Raw genomic sequence first — 14,898 nt, forward strand, 5'->3', positions numbered from 1 at the left:
GTGTCGCCCTCTCAAGCCTCCGTCAGCTTCAACGGCAACGACCACAGGCCGCGCTGATCGGAGCGATCCGTCCACCATTCGGCCTCACCCGCCAGTTCGATCTTGCCGAACCGGTCCATGAGCGCGTTGAAGGCCACTTCCGTGGTCATGCGGGCCAGCGCCTTGCCGATGCAGATATGAACCCCGCCGCCGAATGCCGAATGATGGTTCGGCTTGCGGGTAATGTCGAAAGTGTCGGGATCATCGAAGCGGGCCGGATCGCGGTTGATCGAGCCGACGAGACCAATGGCAAGGGCGCCGGCCGGGATCAGAACGTCGCCGCACTGATAGTCCTCGACGCCCGCGCGCGGGATGATGGAGCTGCCGGGCTCGAAGCGCAGCATCTCCTCGATCGCCCGTGGCATCAGGCTACGATCGGCGCGCAGACGCTCGAACTGGTCGGGATGCTTCAGCAGGCTCAACAGGCCATTGCCGAGAAGCGTGAGCGAGGTCTTGCTGCCCGCGATGAGCATCACGACGTTGTTGAGGGTCTCTTCCTCATCCATCGTGCCGTCTTCTTCCGCCGCCAGCGCCAGACTGATCATGCCGTCGCCGGGATTGGCACGCAGATTGCCGAGATGCTCGCGGACGAACTGCTTGAATTCCTGGTTCGACTGCTTGGCGTTGCGCTTCTGCTCGGGCGTCATGACAATGTTGCCAAGCCAGCTCAGGTCGGCGATCCATTTGCCGATCTTCGCTCTCATCTCCTCCGGGATCTCGAAGAGTTTCAGCGAAATCCGGTTCGGCAGCGGATTGCCGAAGGCAGCCATGTATTCGAACGGAGTTCCGACCGGCAGGGTATCGAGCAGCTTGCGGCACTCGTCCTCGATCATCGGCAGATAGCGCATCATGTCGCGCGGACGGAAGGCGCGGTCGAAGACCCCGCGCATGCGGCGATGATCCGGCAGATTGGCGTTGATCATCTGCGGCTGGAAATCGATGAAAAGCTCGTAGGTTTCCGGGTCGTTCGCCTGGTTTTCCGCGCTGCTCCAGCCGCTCGCCCAATAGGTTGTATCGCGGCCCATGGCGTGCGTCTTGGCCATCTGACCGAATTCCTTGTGCCCCAGGACGAAATAGACCCCGGAGACGGGATCTAAGTGCACGGGCGCAAGCTCGCGGATCCGTTTCAACTCCGGGTAGGGGTTCTTCAGGAACTCGGGATCGGACAGCGTCGTCCACCAGTCGATATCGAAAGACGGTGGAACGGAGGCCGGCGCTCCCGCCGGTGCTGCAAACTCACGGGTATCGGCATTTCCCATCTGGGCGTCAGACATACATTGGCTCCGGGCCAGAATGAATTAAACAACACAAGCCGCAACAAACGTTGCAGGGGGGGGGTGCACTAAGCAATACCAACACGTGCAGAGCCCAATAGTGCCCATACGTTACGAGATGTGCAATATCGGCATATATCCGCCGTAACGTGATCCACGGGTTTTCGCGCGTCAGCTCACGCGGCGATGCGCGTAGATGTGGAAGACCAGCGCCCCGCCTTGCGCCATCGGATGATCTCCGATCACGGTCTCGTAGCCGCGTGCCTCAAGCTCAGCGCGGATGGTCCTCAGTTCCTCTTCGCCGCGGTGAACCTCGACCAGAAGCTGTCGGATCTTCGGCCAGAGATCTTCGCCGATGCCGTCCAGCACCGGGCGCTCCTGACCCTCGGTATCGATTTTCAGGAGATCGATCGCCTCGATACCGAAGCGGGCAGCTACATTGTCGAGCGTATCGACATCGACGGTCACGGTTTCGCTCTGAAACAGCTGATCGATGAAGGCCTCGTCGTCGAGCCGGTCATGGGCGCCGGTGCTATCGATGATCGCACGGATATCCTCGCTGGCGCCTTGGCCGGAGAGAAGACTGCGCAGGCCATCGGCGAGGCTCTTGCCGACCGCCGTATCGCCGGTCGAAAGCGCGGACAAGGCCGGGTAATGGTCGAACTCCGCCTGTCCGGGGGCGGAGCCCATGGCCAAACGGCAGGCTTCCACCGTGCCGCCCATGTCCTGGGTGTTGTTGCTCAACGCCTCGAAGGCGGCGGGCATCGGCTCGAAGGCATAGATCCGCGCATCCGGGCAGAGATCGCGCAACCTCAGGCAAAACAGGCCGATATTGGCGCCGACATCGAAATAGACTCCGTCCTCGGGCAGATCGAGCCCGTGCTGGGTGAGATCGTCGGACACGATCTCGTGCCAGCCGAAACCGACCTCGTAGGCGTTTACGCAATGGATCTGCCGCCCGTCGGGAAGCATTGTCGTCGCACCACTCATGGCCGTATGTCCCTCTCCCTGAAACCGATCCGGCGTTCCCTTTCCCTCCACCGGCAATTCGGTGGCACAGACGTCCGGCGGCAAAGCTAAAGCGCTATCTGAACGGGTCTCCAATTCCAGACTATTATTCCCAGAAAACGCCTCTCTCTGCCATCCCCCTTCGGCAGATAGCGGTGGACGTCGGACTTGTCCCCGCCATTCCGGCCTGTTCTTTCAAGGACTTGGACATTGGAACTGAAAGCGCATCGGATACGACCGGGCGCAGTGGCAACGGATGCATGAGCAGATCGGGAAATAGCCGTGCAATTAGATCATTTCTGGCTTCAAATACCTAAAAGCGGATCATATGATCGGAACATGGTTTACAAGATCGACCAAATAGACCGCCGGATCCTTGCAGAACTGCAAAAGGATTCCGCGCGCTCCCAACGCGAACTGGCGGATGCGGTCGGCCTGTCGCAAAACGCGCTCTGGCGGCGGCTGAAGGCGCTGGAAGCGGAGAAGATCATCGAGGGCTACGGCGCGCGCGTCCGGCCAGACGCCATCGGCCGGGAACTTCTGGTCTTCGTCATGGTGCGCACCCGCAGCCATTCCTCGGAATGGCTGAAGTCCTTCCGCACCCATATCGAGGCGATCCCGGAAATCGTCGGCTTCTACCGCATCAACGGCGATTACGACTATCTCCTGAAGACCGCGACCTGCGACATGCGCAGTTACGATCGGGTCTACCAGCAGATCATCGAGAAGATGGAGCTGGAGGCCGTGACCTCCTACTTCACGATGGAGGCGATCTTCGACGACCGCCCCCCTCATGTTTGAACCTCGAGATCAGGACCGGAAGCCCGGCCCGCCGAGCGGGGCGGCGAACTTGCCGGTATCGAGGAAGGTTTCCAGCGCATCGACATAAGGGGCGATCTCGAAGCCATTCACCTTCAGCCAGGCCGCGTCGTGATAGGTATCAACGTAGCGTGCGCCGCTGTCGCAGATCAGCGTGACGAGCGGCCCTTCCCGGCCTGCCTCCTTCATCTGCGCCGCGATCCAACACAGCGCCATGAAGTTCGTGCCCGTCGACCCGCCGACCAGGAACAGTCGCTTCGAGAGCACGGTCATGGCCGCGATGGAGGCGACATCGGGCAGGCTCACCATGTGATCGATGACCTCCGACACAAAGGACGGCTCGACGCGCGGACGGCCGATCCCCTCGATGCGCGAGTTGCCGGTGCCCACGATGGTGCGGTCGCCGAACTTGTAGGCATCGAAGAAGACGGAATTCTCCACGTCCGCCACGCAGAGGCGGGTCGTGTAATTGCAGTAGCGGATGTGACGGCCGATCGTGGCCGAGGTGCCGCCCGTGCCCACACTCATGACCACCCATTCCGGCACAGGCTCCGGCTCGCACTGCATCTGGGCAAAGATGCTTTCGGCGGCGTTGCCGTGGCGCCAGTCCGTTGTGCGCTCGGCGAAGGTGAACTGGTCGAGATAGTGACCGTTGGTCTCTGCCGCGATCCGCCGGGCCGCACCATAGACCTCGCAGGCGCCTTCGACGAAATGACACTTGCCGCCAAAGCCTTCGATCGCCTCGACCTTCTGGCGCGAGGTGGACGACGTCATCACCGCGATGAAGGGCAGGTTCAGGAGCCGGGCGAAATAGGCCTCGGAAACGACGGTGGAGCCGGAAGAGGCCTCGACCAGCGTCGTGTTCTCGCGGATCAGCCCGTTGTACAGGCCGTAGAGGACCAGCGAACGCGCAAGGCGATGCTTCAGGCTGCCGGTTGGGTGAGTGCTTTCGTTCTTGAAGTAGACCGAAATGCCCGCCAGACCCGGAAAGATCATCTTGATCAGGTGGGTGTCGGCGGTGCGTTGCGTCTCGCCTTCCACGAGCGCGATCGCATGGCGCACCCAGTCGCAACCGCCAAGGTCGGGAAGCGGCGGCAGAATATCGGGGGATGCGAGCGGGCGGAACATGGCGCTGGCCGCCTCGCCTTCTGCCAGAGGAGCAAGACCGTGTGCCATGATTCAGACCTCGAACACCGCTTCGATCTCCACCAGCGCGCCCTTGGGCAGCGCGGAGACCTCGTAGCAGGCGCGCGCGGGGAACGGCGCGGTGAAGAACTTCGCGTATTCCTCGTTGATAGCGCCGAAGCTGCCGAGATCGGTCAGCAGCACCGTCGTCTTGACGCATTTGGAAAGATCGGAGCCCGCGGCCTCCGCGATGGCTGCGAGGTTCTTCAGGCTCTGTCGGGCCTGCTCCACGGCGCCGCCGGGAGCAAATTCCCCGGTCGCCGGATCGATCGGCAGCTGCCCGGAGACGAACAACAGGTCGCCAGTACGGATCGCCTGGGCATAAGGCCCGACGGCGGCGGGGGCGTCGGAGGTTTCAACTGGAAGCATGGATGGGATTTTCCGTTTTACGGCAATTGTTGTCGGCTCCGGAACGGGTCCGGCTGACGACAATATATCCCCACCGCTTCGCAAAAATTTCTTCAATTGACCCGATCAAATGCTTCAGTTTGGTTCATATGAACGTCTTACGGCACAATTCGAATTATTTTACACACGTCCGAGCCCCATGGCGCGACAAATGAGCGACGCGGACAGGGCGCAGCGTTCAGACGAACCGGCAATCGACGCGGCCGAAAGGACCGTAATCGGCTTCGATCTCGGTTCCCGACGGGTATTCCAGCGGCCGAATGAAGGAGCCGGACAGGATCACCTGACCCGCCTCGATACGCGGGCCGTAGGTCGCCATGCGTCGGGCGAGCCAGACGATACCGGTCACAGGATCGTTGAGCACGCTCGCGCCGAGACCCGTTTCCTCCACCACGCCGTCGCGCGCGACAATGGCGCCGACCCAGCGCAGATCGAAGGCATCGGGGGCATGGCGTGCCGTCCCCAGCACGATCCCCGCATTGGCGGCGTTATCGGCGACCGTATCGAGAATGGTGTGGGTCCGGCCGCTCGCCGCATCCTGCCGCTCGACACGCGTGTCGAGGATTTCAAGCGCGGGCAGAACGTAGTCGGTCGCCGCCAGCACCGTTTCGCGCGTCACCTCCCCGTCGAGCGGCACCTTCATAACGAAGGCAATTTCCGCCTCGATGCGCGGGGCGATGAACCGGCCCGCAGGAACGATTGTGCCGGTCGCGAATTCCATGTCGTCGTAGAGGATGCCGGAATCCGGCGTCTCGATGCCGAGTGCAGTCTGCATGGCGCGCGAGGTGAGCCCGATCTTCCAGCCGAGAATCCGGCGGCCTTGCGCAAGCTTGCGCTCAATCTGCGCGGCCTGGATGGCATAGGCGTCATCCAGCGTCATGTCGGGATAAGCGGCGGACAGAAGTGGGATCTGGCGACGCTCGGCCTCCGCACTCAGCAGCGCTTCGGCGATGTCCGAAATCTGCGCCTCGCTCAGCATTGTTCGTCCTCCACGCCGTTTTGCAGGATGCCGAGGCCCGTCGCCTCCACCTCGATCACGTCGCCCGGCTTCAGCCAGACGGGCGAGTCGAAGCAGGCTCCTGCCCCCGTCGGGGTGCCGCAGACGATGATGTCGCCGGGCAGAAGCGGCGTGAAGATTGAGACATAGGCAAGGATCTCGCGGAAGCCGTGGATCATGCGCGAGGTCCGATCCTGCTGTGGAACCTCGCCGTTGACGCGGGTGATCAGCTCCACATCGTCGAACTGGGATGCGTCGCGAAACGGCACCAGCCATGGCCCCATCGCGCCGGACCGCTCCCAGTTCTTGCCCTGCGTGACGTTGAATTTCGCATGCCGCACCCAGTCGCGGATGGTACCCCCATTGCAAAGGGTCAGCGCCGCGATGTGCTCGTAGGCGGCTTCGCGCGCAATCCGCCGCCCGGCCTTGCCGATGACGACCGCGATCTCTCCCTCGTAATCGAGCTGTTCGGATTCCGGCGGGCGGACGAGGTTCTGCCCGTGCCCGACGAACGAACCCGGAAACCGGACGAAAAGCGAGGGATTGGCGGGGGCCGCCTGCCCGTCCCTGTACTCGGCGTTACGGTCGGGATAGTTGACGCCGACACAGATGATCTTTTGCGGATCGGCGAGCGGAATAAGGAACTCGACCTCCTCCAGAGGCCATGTCGGTGCCCGTCCCTTTGCGGCGGCGATCACCTCTTCCAGTGCGCCTGCCTCGATCACCTGTTTCAGGCCGAGGAAGCGAGAGCCGAATTCGGGCATCAGATCGACAAGGCCCTCGTCGGTGACGAGGCCATAGCGACCCTCACCGGCGGCACGGAAGGCCGTGATGCGGGGAATGTCGTCGGTCATCAGGCGTTCCTCCCTCGGTCCGGACTTGGCCAGTGATGTTTTTCACTACCTCATTCCGAACCGAGCACGCGCCGCGGCGCGTATCGATAGGTTCGGAGCATTCGCGTCATATTCGATGTCATTCCCGCGAAGGCGGGAATCCAGCATTCCAGAGGCGGCGCGGTCTGGCCTGACAACCCGATCCGGTGGTTACTGGATCCCCACCTTCGCGGGGATGACAATTCAAGCAACCGCAGAGAGATCGCACGCCTCCCTCTCACGCCCCCAGCTTCGTGATCTTGTGCTGTCTGGTGGCGAAGGCGACGTTCTTCTGTTCCATGTAGAAATCGAACGACCATTGCCCGCCGTCGCGGCCGATGCCGCTGGCCTTCATGCCGCCAAAAGGGGTCGGCAGATGGCGGACGTTTTCCGAATTCACCCAGATCATGCCCACCTGCAATTGGTCGGAAAACCGCAGCGCCCGCGTCACGTCGTTGTCAATCGACAACGCCTCTTCCTCGGTTGAAAAGCGGATCGCGGTCAGGACGGGGCCGAAAATCTCCTCGCGCGCGGTGCGCATGGAGGGATCCGCCCCGGTGAACAGCGTCGGGCGCACGTACCAGCCCTCACCCGACACAGCCTCGCCGCCTGCCGCGATCCGCGCTCCGTCCTTGCGTGCGATATCGAAATAGGAGGTCACCTTGTCGAAGTGGCTGCGATGAATGAGCGGCCCCAATTCCGTTTCCGGATCGAGTGGATTGCCGATGCGGATGCGGTTGACGCGCTCGATCAGCCGGGCCTCGAAGTCATCGGCAATGGTGTCCTGCACCAGAAGGCGGGAGGACAACGTGCAGCGCTCGCCGTTCAGCGAGTAGATCATGAAGATCGCCGCATCGAGCGCGCGGTCGATGTCCGCATCCTCAAAAACCACGACCGGGTTCTTGCCGCCGAGCTCGAAATGGCAGCGCTTCAGCGTGTCGGCCCCCTGCCGCATGATGGCGGAGCCGGTGCGGCTTTCGCCCACAAAGGCGATCGCCTTGATATCGGCGTGTTCGGTGAGCGCACGGCCCGCCGTCTCGCCGAAGCCGTTGACGAGGTTCCAGACCCCGTCGGGCAGGCCCGCCTCGTGGGCGATCTCGGCCAGAATGCGGGCGATGACTGGGCTGAATTCGGCGGGCTTGTGAACCACGGTGCAGCCGGCGGCGAGTGCGGGCGCGATATTCCAGGTGGACAGCATGAAGGGCGTGTTCCACGGCGTGATCACGCCGACAGGCCCGATGGGCACGCGGCCGGTGACATTGAGATGGTTCAGGCTCGGCAGGGACTAGCCGTCGCGCGCACCGGGGGCGAGATCGGCGTAATAACGGAAATTCTCCGCGCCCCGGAGTGCGGCCTTCGACATGAAGCGATATGCCTGGCCCGTGTCCCAGCATTCGCACAGCGCGATCTCCTCGGCACGGGCCACGATCAGGTCGGCGATGCGGTGGAGGATCTTCTTGCGTTCCGCCCCACTCACACGCGACCAGTCGGCAAAGGCCGCGGTTGCAGCACGGGCGACCGCGTCGATCTCCTCAAGCCCGCCTTCCGCCACCGTACAAATCAAACTGTCATCGACGGGGGGATCGGGTCTCGAAACTCGCCTCCCCCGCCACGTCCTCGCCCGCGATCAGGTTCGCAATGCCGTTTTGACGGAACCGGGCGAGGTAATCCTGCAGTCGGGCCGGATGGTCTGCCAGATCGCTCATCGCCTCTCCTCCCTAAAGATGCAATGGTGCCGCTAAGAGCTATGATAACGTTAGGTGAGGGACCTAGCCCGAGATCCCGATGTTCCACCAATCGCAATCTGGTGGCATCGGGAGGCCCGGCTCCCCGCTGCTATTATTTTCTTTGTTAATAACTTGGGCAGATAAGTTAATCGATTTGATATCGCCTCTTGAGGATTTTTCCATTTCGAGGGATTGCTTTGCAATGTCGCAGACACCGCCTCTTCGCAAGACCGCCCGTTCTCTCCCCATTGCGCTGCTGCACGCCCGCGAGACCGTGATGGGGCCGATCCGCGAAATGCTGGCCAAAAGCGGAATCAGCGAGCAGAAGTGGCGGGTGTTGCGAGTTCTCGACGAGATGGGCCCGGTGGAGCAGACCGCGATTGCTGAGGCCGCCTGCCTGCTTTTGCCGAGCCTGACGCGCATTCTGTCATCGATGGAGGGCGACGGCTATCTGTTGCGCCGCCCGGATGCCCATGACCGCCGCAAGTCCATCGTCGAGCTGACCGACGGTGGACGCGAGCTGATCGCCCGCCATGCGGAGGAAAGCCACGAGATCATGTCACGGCTGGAACGCCGCTTCGGACAGGAAAACGTGGCGCAGCTTCTCGATCTACTGGACGATCTGCGGGCCGTGGAAGGCGAGCGGTAGCGGGGCGGACTTTTCCCCCTCTCTCCGTCATCATCCCCGGCAAAGTCCGGGGGATCCAGCACTCTCCGTATACGCCGCCACCTGCTGGATTGTCCGGACTGCGCCGGACAATGACGGTGGAAAAAACTGAGCAGCGCGCAAAATGCACTCCCCCTTCCCCATCCCCTCAAAACCGGAAGGACGGGTCCTTCAGGAACGAGCGCATGAGATCGGCGACATAGGGGCGATCGAGCAGCGTTTCGCGGATGCGGTCGCGGGTATCGTGTTCAGCATTTCCTCCGGCAGGAGATTGCTGCGTACCTTGAACAGGCGCTCCATGAAATCGGAATCGAATTCCGGGTGCGGCTGGAAGATCAGCACCTTGCCCGGTTCGTAGAGCCCCGCAACGGCGCAGTTTTCGCTGGTGACGATCACCTCCACACCCTCCGGCGGGCGGGTGACCTGGTCGTGGTGCAGGGCATTGACCGTGAAAATGTGCTCGTACGGACCGCGATAGGTCTGCGGCCCGGCGATCCAGCCGATATCGGCGGGCTTCACCTCGCCGCCCAGCGCGCGGGCAACGATCTGGTGGCCGAAGCAGATGCCGACGACGGGGCGCGCCGCAGCACGGGCAGCACGGATAAAATCCTCCAGCGGATCGCGCCAGGGATGATCCTCGTAGGCGCCGTGGCGCGAACCGGTGATCAACCAGCCATCATCGGCCGCCTCCACGCTGTCCGGCAGTTCGCCCGCCTCCACGTCGAAGCTCAGATAGGAAAATTCGTTCTCACCCAGAAGCGCGCGGAAACACCGGTCGAAATCCCCCTTGTCACGCGCCATCTCTTCCGGCGCATGGTCGGGCAGAAGGATGCCAATAGTCCTTTTTCGTCACTTTATTCAAGCCCCGCTCAGGAAGACGTCCGACGCTTGCGCGGTCAGGGCATGTGTTGGAATCGGGGCGCTCTGCGGGCCCGCATTCAGGCAAATAGCACGATCGCCGGGGCGCCACCACACGCGCCGCGCAAGACGATTACTGGTCTCGAATTGTAATTAATGTCTATCCGAACGTTTTCCAATACGTATATTCTACAATTTTAAATAATATTAATGGAAAAATTTTGAATAACAAATATTATTACAGTATTCATCGCGTAATTATTTTTTTATATACAACATTTATTCCAATTATAAACGTCAGATTAACTTTATACTTTTATGCATGTCCGTATCAATTTGTCAATTACGTGTATACGTCGAGGCTCCTGGGGGAGCCAATATCAATCAGTTCACATAGTTCCTCTTCGTCAGATCGAGTTCATTCCGCCGCTACAAAACGGATCCTCATCACCGAAGATTCTCCGGTCACTCAAGACATTCTCAAGCTCGTGCTTTCCACCAAGGGGCACGAGGTCCACATCGCCCATGACGGCAAGGCGGCGCTCAAGATGCTGCTGGAGGAGCCGTTCGACCTGGCGCTGATGGATTACCACCTGCCGGGCCTGACCGGCACCGAGGTGGTGGCGCAGTTTCTGGAACAGCACGGGGGCGACGTCCGGCCGGTCTTCGTCGCCATGACCGCCGATCCCGACACGCTCGAAGCAGAAGGCAGGATGCGCGACGTGTTTGCGCGGATCTTCGCCAAGCCGTTCGATTTCGACGAGCTGCTGGATTTTCTGGAAACGCTGAATTCCGAAAAGCACGCCACGCCGCCTTCCCCTCCGCCCCCGCCGTTGAAAGAGGACGCGGAAGAGAGCACGGAGACGGAAGGCTCGACAGTGAACCGCGTGGTTCCCTTGCGCGCCCGCCCTTCCGGCTATACGCAGAACCAGCCACTCTTCTGGCCGCGGGATATCGGCCCGGCCGGATTTTCCGTCGAAGCGCGCAAGCGCATGACGAGCGGCGGCGACTACGACATGGTCGTGCTCACCGAGCCCGCCACCGTCTCGGACCTGCGCCATTTGTGGATGCTGGGCGATCTGCACCTGCTGCTGATCGTCGACGAGACCGAGCACCTGCGCCACAAGGCGGACATCTCGTTGCCGAAGATCCCGCGCGGATCGGCGGAGCGCATCGTCCAGAGCCGGGTGCAGGAATTCGCCGAGGCGCGGGCCTCCGTCCATCTGGAGATCCACCAGTTGCACGAACTTGCCAACAAGGTGCTGGCCGCGCTCTACGTGCGGGCCCGCAAGCTGATGCCGGAGTTCACCGGCTCAAGTCCGCTCGGCTTTTCCTACAATATCGCGCTTGAGCTTGAGGAAGCCGAGGTGGCGGAGTTGTCAGGACGACTTGTCACCGACGGGTTGCTGGAGCGCTCCTTCGCCGATCGGTTGCACAGTTGCCCGGTCTGCGAGTCCATGCGCCTCAACGTGCGCGAGGAATGCTTCGAATGCGGCTCTTCCAATCTGGAGGAGACGGCGATCATTCACCACTTCAAGTGCGCCTATCAGGGCCCCATGCCGGACTTCAAGCAGGGTTCGGATCTGGTGTGCCCGAAATGCACACGCGAACTGCGCCATTTCGGAGTGGATTACGACAAGCCGGGCACGGTCGTCACCTGCCGCAATTGTGGGGCTTCATCCTCGGATGCGGCGATCGGCTTCAAGTGTCTGGATTGCGGCACCCATACCAGCGGCGACGCGATCAAGACCCATGACGTCTTCGAATACGCGCTGACGGAGAAGGGACGCGCCTTCGTGGAGGAAGGCTATATCGTCACCGGTGCCGCCCAGAGCCAACTGAAATTCGCCGAACTGCCGCTGGATCTGGTGATCGCGATCAACAAGGCGGCGCACAATTACACCGAGTCCGCGCCCCCCTTCTGTCTGGCGACCGCCGGCTATCCGCAACGCCGCCTCCAGCTTTCCGAGCACGGGCCGCGGCTGGTGGAATTTTCACGCCGCCAACTCATCGAAAATCTGAAGAACTATTTCGGCGAGAGCGCCATCATCCACCAGGGCACGGATTTCGATTACCTGCTGCTCGACCGTCTGGCGGCCGAGAGCTTCAAGGCCAACAGCGAAACCTATAACGAGATCGCCCAATCGAGCCTGAAGATCGATCTGGCCCCGCGCTTTTCCGTCTTCGGGCCGAAGGACCTGTTCGGATGAACGACCTCTCCCAGGCCCTTAGCTACATCACCGGGCAAAGCTTCGACAGCCTCATGGTGCTGACGGCGGTGGTCATCATCTTCGAAGTGCCGCGTTATTTCGGTCTGTTCCTGCCGGCCGTTCTCGTGCCGCGCCCGCCGAAGAGATCGCTAGAAGCCGCGTTCAAGCACAAGGTTTCCGTCATTCTCGCCGGTCACAACGAGCGCGATGCCGTGCGCCGCTGCATCGCCTCGATGCGCGAGCAGTCGCGTCCGCCCGATGAGATCGTCGTCTTCTCCGACGGCTCGACCAACGGCATGGAAGAGGTGCTGCGCGAGCTCCTGAAGAAGGGCGAGATCGACCGGGCCCTGTGGATCGACCTGCGCGGCGGCAAGTCGGCCGGGTTCAACATGTGCCAGCGCATGGCGACCGGCGACATCCTGATCAACATCGATTGCGACTGCTCGCTCGACCGCGATGCCTTCCGCCGGATCGTGGAACCCTTCGAGGATCCGGCGGTGGGCAGCGTGGCCGGCAATATCCAGGTGCGCAACGCGCATTCCGGCCTAATCGCCACCATGCAGGCGATCGAGTACATGCTCACCATCGCACTCGGCAAACAGGGCGCGCTCGCCATCGATCAGGTGATCTACTCGTCGGGCGGCTATTCCGTCTTCCGCCGCACCGCGCTTGAAAGCGTGGGCGGATGCGATGCGGGCGGGGGCGAGGATCTCGACGTGACCATGCGGCTTCGCGCGCGTGGCTAGAAGATCGGCTTCCGCATAGATTCCGTCTGCTACACGAACGTGCCGGAAACACTGGCCGCGCTGACCCGTCAGCGGTTCCGCCGGGAACGCGACGCGGTGCGGCTGCGCTTCCGCAAGCACCGCTTCAACCTCAATCCGTTCCATCCGCGCTTCCGCATCAACGAGGTGCTGCACCACCTGGAATACCTGGTCTTCAACTTCGTCGCGGCCAATATCATGCCGTTCTATCTGGTGTGGCTGTTCGTGACCTACGGCGCCTTCGCGATCATCATCCTGATCGCGCTTCAGGTGATGCTGGTGCTGATCGACTTCCCGGTCTTCCTTCTCGCCGCCTGGCTAACGCCGCATGTGCGTGCCGCACCGCTAATGCCCTACATGTTCGGCTTCAGCGTCTTCAACGGCTTCATCATGCGGTTCATCCGGCTGGCGGCCTACGTGGACGTAGTGGATCTTCCACTCCTCCTATCAGGACAGCTACGTCCCGCAAAAAGTTCATGACATCAGGAGCAACTGACCATGCGCAGGCTTCGCTCGCGTGAGCGCGTCGACACCCATGTCAACAAACGCAGAACCAACAAGCGCTCCCTCGGACGCTGGGTCTATCTGGGTATTCTGGCGGCCATCGGCGTCGGAATTCTCAATTACGTGTGGGGCGACATGGTGCTGCTGCGACCGCCCGGCCTTGTGCTGCAGGAGCGTATCGACGTGGAGGCGGAATATATCGGTCGCCTCGACGAAATGCCGCTCCGGATCGGCCAGAGCGTCCACAGGGGCGAGGTCCTCGGCATCGTCTCGTCGGTGGAGATTTCCGAGCGGCTGGCGGTGTTGTCGCTGCGCATTGCGGAGCTGACGCGCGAGGCGCCCGACAAACAGGAAGAGATGCGCATCGCGCGCGATCTGCTGCCCATCGCCCGAGCCCGGCTCACCGAGGCGAAGGCGGTGAAGCAGAATATCGACCAGCTTTCCAAGAAGGGGCTCGCCCCGGCCGATCGGGTTCCGGAGGCGCTGACGGAAAACAACAGCGCGCACGAGATGATGATCCGGCTGGAAGCCCAGATCGCCGGACATCCGGCCTCCGAAAAGGCGTTGCAACCGGCGCTCGATCAGGTTCGCCGCGCCTATGCCAATCTCGCCCGTCTCTATGACGACGGCGTGCTGCGCGCGCCCGTCAACGGAACCATCGACAGCGAACTGCCCGCCCAGGGCAACCTGTTCCTGACGGGCGAGAAGATCCTCAGCCTCTATACCGGCCCGCATTACGTGCTGGCTTACCTGCCCTCTCACCACCTGTTCCCGGTGAAGGTCGGCGAGGCGGTGGTGCTCGATTCCAGTCAGGAGACGCTGTCGGGACGGGTCGTGGAGGTTCTGCCGGTCACCGACACGCTGCCGGCGGAGTTCCAAAACACGTTCCAATCGGCCGAGCGCAATCAGCTGGCCCGGATCACGATCGAGGACGGGCGCAATTTCCCCCTGCACACGAAGGTGCGCGTGAGCCGTCGGAACAGGACCGCGGCCGGCATCTTCGCCCTGATGAAAGGAACACGGCACTTTGCCGCCAACCTCTTTCACACCCGCGCAGAAGCGGAAGAAAAAACCAGGAAGATAAAATCGGAGGCGTCATGGCGGACCCCAACGCACTCAGCGAGCTGATCGAACGGCACTGCACGACAATCCAGAAGCTCTTTTCCGATTTCCGATTCCACTACATCGCGCACACCATCGGCGAGCCGCCCAGCCAGGATGCGCTGACCGCCCTGCATACGCTGAAGGGCAGTTGCGGCTCGATCGGCTTCACCGACCTTCACCGCAAGGTCGCGTCCCTGCACAACACCTCCAGGACTGGCCGAGGGACGAGGCGGCCGGATGCAGCTACGAACGCACCATGGCCCGCGAAGTCGCGGAAACCGCGTTGCAGGTGGAACAGGTGCGCACCAAGAACTCCACGTCACACCTGCCGGGTATTCTGAACACCCGGCAGGTGTGACGTGGAGATGGGGGCCTGGCGTCCCGCCCTTTCTCCGCCGTCTCCCCTTTCTCACGCAGCCCCCTCCCCTCTCCGTCGTCATCCCCCGGCGAAGTCCGGGGGAT

Annotated in this window: 14 protein-coding genes and 1 pseudogene; 7 read left to right on the top strand and 8 right to left on the bottom strand. The window is 62.0% G+C overall.

Features of this window, described 5'->3' with window-relative positions:
* Nucleotides 1–11: 11 nt before the first annotated feature.
* Entirely contained in the window at nucleotides 12–1,313 is a 1,302-nt protein-coding gene (locus QNJ43_RS23610; RefSeq protein WP_300473776.1) for a cytochrome P450, read from the bottom strand.
* A 171-nt stretch (nucleotides 1,314–1,484) separates the two neighbouring features.
* A complete protein-coding gene (locus QNJ43_RS23615; protein WP_300473779.1) occupies nucleotides 1,485–2,303 on the bottom strand; it encodes an FkbM family methyltransferase in 819 nt (272 codons plus the stop codon).
* 357 nt (nucleotides 2,304–2,660) lie between these two features.
* On the opposite strand from QNJ43_RS23615, the gene QNJ43_RS23620 reads away from it, so the two are divergent.
* Nucleotides 2,661–3,122, top strand: coding sequence for an Lrp/AsnC family transcriptional regulator (locus QNJ43_RS23620; RefSeq protein WP_300473782.1), 462 nt, complete (start codon nucleotides 2,661–2,663; stop codon nucleotides 3,120–3,122).
* A gap of 9 nt (nucleotides 3,123–3,131) precedes the next feature.
* On the opposite strand, the gene QNJ43_RS23625 is transcribed toward QNJ43_RS23620, so the two are convergent.
* The 5 genes and pseudogenes from QNJ43_RS23625 to hpaE all read right to left on the bottom strand — a co-directional run bounded on the left by QNJ43_RS23625 (nucleotide 3,132) and on the right by hpaE (nucleotide 8,308).
* The gene (locus QNJ43_RS23625) at nucleotides 3,132–4,316 is read right to left on the bottom strand and encodes a PLP-dependent cysteine synthase family protein (RefSeq protein ID WP_300473784.1); all 1,185 of its coding nucleotides are present in this window, start codon (nucleotides 4,314–4,316) and stop codon (nucleotides 3,132–3,134) included.
* A gap of 3 nt (nucleotides 4,317–4,319) precedes the next feature.
* Complete coding sequence (locus tag QNJ43_RS23630; protein ID WP_300473787.1) at nucleotides 4,320–4,694, bottom strand: RidA family protein; 375 nt, start codon at nucleotides 4,692–4,694, stop codon at nucleotides 4,320–4,322.
* A 217-nt stretch (nucleotides 4,695–4,911) separates the two neighbouring features.
* Nucleotides 4,912–5,712, bottom strand: coding sequence for a 2-oxo-hept-4-ene-1,7-dioate hydratase (gene hpaH / locus QNJ43_RS23635; RefSeq protein WP_300473789.1), 801 nt, complete (start codon nucleotides 5,710–5,712; stop codon nucleotides 4,912–4,914).
* Nucleotides 5,706–6,584, bottom strand: a complete 879-nt coding sequence (locus QNJ43_RS23640) for a fumarylacetoacetate hydrolase family protein (RefSeq protein ID WP_300473791.1) — start codon at nucleotides 6,582–6,584, stop codon at nucleotides 5,706–5,708. The genes hpaH and QNJ43_RS23640 overlap by 7 nt, the downstream gene beginning before the upstream one ends.
* Nucleotides 6,585–6,840: 256 nt before the next feature.
* A pseudogene (hpaE, locus tag QNJ43_RS23645) lies at nucleotides 6,841–8,308 on the bottom strand (5-carboxymethyl-2-hydroxymuconate semialdehyde dehydrogenase).
* 223 nt (nucleotides 8,309–8,531) lie between these two features.
* Here hpaE and hpaR point away from each other — a divergent pair.
* Nucleotides 8,532–8,978 (top strand): homoprotocatechuate degradation operon regulator HpaR, encoded by a 447-nt coding sequence (hpaR, locus tag QNJ43_RS23650; RefSeq protein ID WP_300473794.1) that lies wholly within the window; start codon nucleotides 8,532–8,534, stop codon nucleotides 8,976–8,978.
* Between the two features lie 189 nt (nucleotides 8,979–9,167).
* Here the strand turns inward: hpaR and QNJ43_RS23655 are convergent, their stop codons facing one another.
* On the bottom strand, nucleotides 9,168–9,797 hold the full coding sequence (locus tag QNJ43_RS23655) for a type 1 glutamine amidotransferase (RefSeq protein WP_300473796.1): 630 nt from the start codon (nucleotides 9,795–9,797) through the stop codon (nucleotides 9,168–9,170).
* Nucleotides 9,798–10,201: 404 nt separating this feature from the next.
* On the opposite strand from QNJ43_RS23655, the gene QNJ43_RS23660 reads away from it, so the two are divergent.
* The 5 genes from QNJ43_RS23660 to QNJ43_RS23680 are packed head-to-tail and all read left to right on the top strand — an operon-like array spanning nucleotide 10,202 to nucleotide 14,777.
* Nucleotides 10,202–12,064 (top strand): response regulator, encoded by a 1,863-nt coding sequence (locus tag QNJ43_RS23660; protein WP_300473798.1) that lies wholly within the window; start codon nucleotides 10,202–10,204, stop codon nucleotides 12,062–12,064.
* Nucleotides 12,061–12,810 carry a glycosyltransferase family 2 protein gene (locus tag QNJ43_RS23665; RefSeq protein WP_300473801.1) on the top strand — a complete coding sequence of 250 codons (750 nt, stop codon included), beginning with the start codon at nucleotides 12,061–12,063 and terminating at the stop codon, nucleotides 12,808–12,810. Before QNJ43_RS23660 ends, QNJ43_RS23665 begins: the two co-directional genes overlap by 4 nt.
* A 39-nt stretch (nucleotides 12,811–12,849) precedes the next feature.
* Nucleotides 12,850–13,308 (top strand): hypothetical protein, encoded by a 459-nt coding sequence (locus QNJ43_RS23670; protein ID WP_300473803.1) that lies wholly within the window; start codon nucleotides 12,850–12,852, stop codon nucleotides 13,306–13,308.
* Nucleotides 13,309–13,326: 18 nt separating this feature from the next.
* On the top strand, nucleotides 13,327–14,460 hold the full coding sequence (locus QNJ43_RS23675; protein ID WP_300473805.1) for an HlyD family efflux transporter periplasmic adaptor subunit: 1,134 nt from the start codon (nucleotides 13,327–13,329) through the stop codon (nucleotides 14,458–14,460).
* Nucleotides 14,430–14,777, top strand: coding sequence for an Hpt domain-containing protein (locus QNJ43_RS23680; RefSeq protein ID WP_300473807.1), 348 nt, complete (start codon nucleotides 14,430–14,432; stop codon nucleotides 14,775–14,777). The genes QNJ43_RS23675 and QNJ43_RS23680 overlap by 31 nt, the downstream gene beginning before the upstream one ends.
* The last annotated feature ends 121 nt before the right edge of the window (nucleotides 14,778–14,898 follow it).

Source organism: Breoghania sp. (assembly GCF_030066895.1).
Lineage (GTDB): Bacteria > Pseudomonadota > Alphaproteobacteria > Rhizobiales > Stappiaceae > Breoghania.

Bases quoted from the DNA above. Each gene is read 5' to 3' on its own strand.
- QNJ43_RS23655 (WP_300473796.1), bottom strand. From the start codon at position 9,797: ATGGCGCGTGACAAGGGGGATTTCGACCGGTGTTTCCGCGCGCTTCTG.
- hpaR (WP_300473794.1), top strand. From the start codon at position 8,532: ATGTCGCAGACACCGCCTCTTCGCAAGACCGCCCGTTCTCTCCCCATT.
- QNJ43_RS23610 (WP_300473776.1), bottom strand. From the start codon at position 1,313: ATGTCTGACGCCCAGATGGGAAATGCCGATACCCGTGAGTTTGCAGCA.
- QNJ43_RS23680 (WP_300473807.1), top strand. From the start codon at position 14,430: ATGGCGGACCCCAACGCACTCAGCGAGCTGATCGAACGGCACTGCACG.
- QNJ43_RS23620 (WP_300473782.1), top strand. From the start codon at position 2,661: ATGGTTTACAAGATCGACCAAATAGACCGCCGGATCCTTGCAGAACTG.
- QNJ43_RS23640 (WP_300473791.1), bottom strand. From the start codon at position 6,584: ATGACCGACGACATTCCCCGCATCACGGCCTTCCGTGCCGCCGGTGAG.
- QNJ43_RS23630 (WP_300473787.1), bottom strand. From the start codon at position 4,694: ATGCTTCCAGTTGAAACCTCCGACGCCCCCGCCGCCGTCGGGCCTTAT.
- QNJ43_RS23665 (WP_300473801.1), top strand. From the start codon at position 12,061: ATGAACGACCTCTCCCAGGCCCTTAGCTACATCACCGGGCAAAGCTTC.
- hpaH (WP_300473789.1), bottom strand. From the start codon at position 5,712: ATGCTGAGCGAGGCGCAGATTTCGGACATCGCCGAAGCGCTGCTGAGT.
- QNJ43_RS23625 (WP_300473784.1), bottom strand. From the start codon at position 4,316: ATGGCACACGGTCTTGCTCCTCTGGCAGAAGGCGAGGCGGCCAGCGCC.
- QNJ43_RS23615 (WP_300473779.1), bottom strand. From the start codon at position 2,303: ATGAGTGGTGCGACGACAATGCTTCCCGACGGGCGGCAGATCCATTGC.
- QNJ43_RS23675 (WP_300473805.1), top strand. From the start codon at position 13,327: ATGCGCAGGCTTCGCTCGCGTGAGCGCGTCGACACCCATGTCAACAAA.